At 68.9% G+C, this 4,636-nt stretch carries 5 protein-coding genes and 1 pseudogene; 2 read left to right on the top strand and 4 right to left on the bottom strand.

What is annotated here, in order from left to right; genetic code table 11:
* Positions 1 to 1,035 (top strand): FAD-binding oxidoreductase (locus C1I99_RS29580; RefSeq protein WP_111137474.1); only part of this gene is annotated, 1,035 nt, incomplete at its 5' end.
* A 131-nt stretch (positions 1,036 to 1,166) separates the two neighbouring features.
* On the opposite strand, the gene C1I99_RS29575 is transcribed toward C1I99_RS29580, so the two are convergent.
* The 3 genes and pseudogenes from C1I99_RS29575 to C1I99_RS29565 all read right to left on the bottom strand — a co-directional run bounded on the left by C1I99_RS29575 (position 1,167) and on the right by C1I99_RS29565 (position 3,145).
* Positions 1,167 to 2,261, bottom strand: a complete 1,095-nt coding sequence (locus tag C1I99_RS29575) for a mandelate racemase/muconate lactonizing enzyme family protein (protein WP_111137473.1) — start codon at positions 2,259 to 2,261, stop codon at positions 1,167 to 1,169.
* Positions 2,262 to 2,419: 158 nt separating this feature from the next.
* Positions 2,420 to 2,724: pseudogene (locus C1I99_RS34335) on the bottom strand (transposase); the annotation flags it as partial.
* A gap of 31 nt (positions 2,725 to 2,755) precedes the next feature.
* The gene (locus C1I99_RS29565) at positions 2,756 to 3,145 is read right to left on the bottom strand and encodes a RidA family protein (protein ID WP_111137471.1); all 390 of its coding nucleotides are present in this window, start codon (positions 3,143 to 3,145) and stop codon (positions 2,756 to 2,758) included.
* Positions 3,146 to 3,217: 72 nt separating this feature from the next.
* Between C1I99_RS29565 and C1I99_RS29560 the strand changes: the two genes are divergently transcribed.
* Entirely contained in the window at positions 3,218 to 4,147 is a 930-nt protein-coding gene (locus tag C1I99_RS29560; RefSeq protein ID WP_111137470.1) for a LysR family transcriptional regulator, read from the top strand.
* Between the two features lie 37 nt (positions 4,148 to 4,184).
* Here the strand turns inward: C1I99_RS29560 and C1I99_RS29555 are convergent, their stop codons facing one another.
* Entirely contained in the window at positions 4,185 to 4,487 is a 303-nt protein-coding gene (locus tag C1I99_RS29555; RefSeq protein WP_233512787.1) for an NUDIX domain-containing protein, read from the bottom strand.
* Between the last annotated feature and the right edge of the window lie 149 nt (positions 4,488 to 4,636).

The raw sequence follows: 4,636 nt of genomic DNA, 5'->3' as shown, positions 1-4,636 counted from the left end.
GTCGGGGGCGGGGCGCACATCGGCGATGTTTCCGGCGCTGGGCAGCAGCACGGCTTGGCCACGCCCACGGGGACCGTACGGGCGGTCGGGATGGCCGGTCTGACCCTCGCCGGCGGTTACGGTCCACTCTGCGGGCGGTACGGGCTAGCGGTGGACAACCTGCTGCGCGCCGATGTCGTACTGGCCGACGGCCGCCTCGTGACCGCCAGCCCAGACGGCGACGCCGAACTGTTCTGGGCCTTGCGCGGCGGCGGCGGCAACTTCGGTGTGGTCACCAGCCTGACGTACCGGCTGCACGAGCTGCCGACCGTGCTGGCCGGGATGATGCTGTTCCCGTTCGCCCAGGCGGCCACCGTGCTGACGGGGTACCGCGAGATCGTGGCGACCACCGCCGACGAGGCGACGATCATGGCGGGCTTCCTGCCCAACCCGGACGGGCCGCCCCTGGTGTTTCTCTGTCCCATGTGGAGCGGGGCCGACCTCACCGAGGGCGAGCGGCTCATCGCGGGGCTGGAGCGGCTGGGCAACCCGGTCATGAGCCAGGTCGCCGCAACGCCGTACCACGACGCGCTGAGCATGTTCGACGGCGCCATGCGTGAGGGCAACCACTACCGGCTGCGTACCCGTTGGCTGTCTCACCTGTCCGAGGCCGCCGCCGAGGAGCTTACTGACGCCGCCGCGCAGATCGCCTCACCGTACTCGGCCATCTCCATGCACCATTTCCACGGCGCCGCCGCCCGAGTGGGCCAGGCCGAGACCGCCTTCGGGCTGCGCACGGACCACCTGCTTGTCGAGATTATCGGGGCGTGGGCGCCGGAGGACGCCGAAGCGGGGTACGGCGACTGGGCCGACCAAACGTCGCAACGGTTGGCGCCGCTGGCGTTGCCCGGCGGTTACCCGAACCTGCTCGGCGCGGATGAGCCCGGGCGGGTCCCGCCGAGTTACGGCCCCAACTACGAACGGCTGGTCAGCGCCAAATGCCGCTACGACCCGGACAACATCTTCGCCTCCGCCGTACCGACCCTTGCGGTCTAGCCCTCTCGATCAGGCCGCCAAACCTAGGTTCGGTCGGCGCCGACCGGCAGTGACAGGGCCCCGGCAAAGTCATCAGGTGATGCCGAGTAGGGCCAGGGTGCGGGTGCTGTCACCGGTTGGTACGGCGAGCGTCACGCGATTTCCTCGACTGCGGGAGCGAGATCGGTCACCCCGAGGCCCGGAGCGTTGGGCAGCACCACCGTGGCCCCTTCGTACCGCATGCCACCGGTGACGGCGCCCCGCGCCAACCACCAGACCGCGTCCAGGTCGCTCACCACGCTGGTGCCGTACGCCGCGACGAGGCTCGCCGCCGCTCCGATGCCGATCTCGGTCTCCAGCATCGAACCGACCATGGTGCCCATCCGTTGGGCGTTGGCCAGGTCCAGCAGGGTACGGGCAGGCCCCAGCCCGCCGCACTTGGCCAGCTTGACGTTCACCATGTCGGCTACCCGCCGGCGGATCACCTCGACCAGATCGGCGACTCCGAAGACAGCCTCATCGGCCATGATCGGGGTGTCGACCCGGTCGCTGACCCAGGCCAGGCCGTCGAGGTCCCGGTGATGCACGGGCTGTTCGACGAACGTGACACCCGTGCCCGCCTCTTCCAGCGCGCGAATGACCCGGACCGCCTCGCGGGGGGTCCATCCCTGGTTCGCGTCGAGTCGGATCTCCACGTCGGGCCCGACCGTTGCCCGGACCGCAGCGACCCGGGCCACGTCGCCAGCGGCGTCAGTACCCACCTTGATTTTCAACACCCGGTAGCCCTCACCGACCCGTTGCTTCGCCGAGTCCGCCAGCCCGTCGGCGTCGCCAGCGGAGACGGTCACGTCGGTCGGCACGGTGAGTCGGGTGCCGCCGAGTAGATGGCTCAGCGGTACCCCGAGTCGGCGGGCCGCCAGGTCGTGCAGAGCGACGTCGACCGCCGCCTTCGCCGACTCGTTGCCGACCACCGCCGCAGACACTGACCGGCAGTTCGCGATCAAATCCTCGGCGAGCCGCCCGACGAGCAGTGGTCGGACGACCTCACTGATGCATGCCTCGGCACTCGCCAGCGAGGACCCGGTCACCGTCCACACTTCCGGGGCTTCGCCGAAACCCGACCGGCCGTCGTCGTCAACGATCTCCACCACCACCGTGGAGACAGTGGTCAGCCGCGCGAGCGCGGTCACGAACGGCATGCGGAGCGGCGCCACGAGACGGTGGGTGCGAATTTCACGGATGGTCACGGCATGTTCCCTTCGGACGGCCCGCCGCGGTCCCTCCGAGGACCAGTGGCGAGCGGGGTGGCGGATCGGGCGAAGGCGGTACGCAGCGCGCGGCACTGCTCACCGAGGGCCCGGCGGGAGATCGCGGCGTTTGGTACGACGAAATAGAAGGTGTGGAAGGAAGTGGAGTCGACGCTGACCACGCTCCAGTCGATGCGGCCTTCGGCGTCGGCATGGGCCAGAAGGGAGCGGAGGATCTTGTGCCAGGTGCCGTCTGCTGACCAGCGTCGGCGCCGTTCTTCCACGGCCCGTACTGTGTGGGCAGGTCGCGCCAGGGGATGCCGGTCCGCAGACGATAGAGGATCCTGTTGATCACCGTGCGGTGGTTGCTTCACCGCCCACCCGGCCGGCCGCCGCCGGGCAGCAGCGGCTGCAGCCGAGTCCACTCGTGATGTGTCAGATCGCCCCGCCCGCCGTCGGGCACGACGCCCCCGTCGCCAGAGCAGATCGGGCTGTTACGCCGTGGCCCGCCGCGCGTACACCTCGATCTCGATCTTCATCCGGGGGTCGGCGAGGCCACACATGAGCATCGTGGCGGCCGGCCGAACGTCGCCGAAACAGCGGCGCAGGACCGGCCAGCATGGCTCGAAGTCCTCGCGGTCGGGCAGCAGATAGCGCACCCGCACCACGTCGGCGAAGGTGCACTTCGCCTCGGCCAGCGCGGCCTCGATGTTGCGTAGGCACTGCTCGGCCTGCTCCACCACGTCGTCGGAGATCGTCATGGTGGCGTAGTCGAACCCGGTCGTCCCGGACACATGCACCCAGTCGCCGTCGACCACGGCACGGGCATAGCCGATTTGCTCCTCAAACGTCGAGCCGCTGAGGATCGCACGTCGCTCTGTCATGCGCCGAACGCTAAGCGACCAGCACGGATACGTCTAATACAGCCACAGGCATGACCTGATATCTCTAGGCGTATGGAGCGCCCCGAAATCCCCCTCCCACAGCTACACGCCTTCGTCGTGCTCGCCGAGGAACTCCACTTCGGCCACGCGGCAGCCCGCCTGGGCATCGCCCAGCCACCGCTGAGCCAGCAGATCCGCCGCTTGGAGGACAAGGTCGGCCACGCGCTGTTCAGCCGCGAACCGGGGCGTGTCACGCTCACCCCGGCAGGCCGCGAGCTGCTGCCCGCCGCCCGGCAGGCCCTCACCGATCTCGCGGACGGCCTGGCCGCAGCCCGGGCCGTCGGCAGCGGCCGGGTCGGCCGCCTGAAGATCGGCTTCGCCGCCTCCCTTGCCCTGACCGTCCTGCCCCGCCTGCTGCGCACCTTCCGGCAGCGGTTCCCCGGTGTGCACCTGGACATCCACGAGATGACCACCGCGCCGCAGATCGCCGCTCTGCACAACAACACCATCGACATCGGCCTGCTACGCGAACCTCCCACTGACGAGACAGAGCTCGGCTTCAAAACGGTACTCAGCGAGCCCTTCGTGGTCGTGCTGCCGACCACCCACCCTCTGGCGGCCCAACGGACCGTGCAGCTGGTGCAGTTGGCGGACTCGCCCTTCGTGCTCCTGCCCCGCGTGGTCGGCCCACAGCTGCACGACCAGATCACCGGCCTGTGCACCGCAGCAGGCTTCACGCCCCAGGTGGCCCAGCACGCAGTGGAGTGGCAGACCGTGTGCGCGCTCGTGGAAGCTGGTCTGGGCGTCTCCCTGGCCCCGGCAAGCATCCGACGCATCCGCCTCAAAGGCGTCGCCTTCCGCAGGATCGAGCCCAGCACCGCCCGCACACGAGTCGCCGTCGCCTGGCGCAAGAACGACCATAACCCCCTGGTCACACACCTGCTGGCGACCGTCAGCCAAGATCCGCCGGAAAGACCCTCTACCGGGCCAGCCTGGTCCTGATCGCCGCAGTCTGGCTTCGATGACCGGCCGGCACGTGTCAGGTGCTCTTGAGGTGCAGAGACAGGACCAACGCAGAGGAGACTGCCAGCTCACGGTCAAGTAGCTCATCCCGAGGAACGAACACCATGGCTCGTCCCTCACCGAGTACCACATCCTCCTGCCGTGCCTTGGTGGTGCCACAGAACACGTGGACCGTCACAGCGTGAGGGAAGCCGGCCTCATACGGACGCGGACCGCTCCACAGCGGGTGCAGCTCACCCACTGTCAAACCCGTCTCTTCCAGCAGCTCCCGGCGGGCCGCGTCCTCAGAGGACGGTTCGGAAGGGTGTGCGCAGGACACGATGAGTCGCGACGGCGTACTAGGGACTGTCAAACGAACGGTGTGTCCAGGGTTGGTTGAAGACTACTTGCGGCCTGCGGATAGGCGTCCTTCGAACGCGATGTCGAAGGCGTTCAGGGCCGGTTTCCAGCGCATGGTCCACCGCCGGC

Source organism: Micromonospora deserti (assembly GCF_003236335.1).
Classification (GTDB): Bacteria; Actinomycetota; Actinomycetes; order Mycobacteriales; family Micromonosporaceae; genus Micromonospora; species Micromonospora deserti.
Note: the sequence above shows the minus strand (reverse complement) of the source record. Positions and strands in the feature narration are given on the sequence as shown.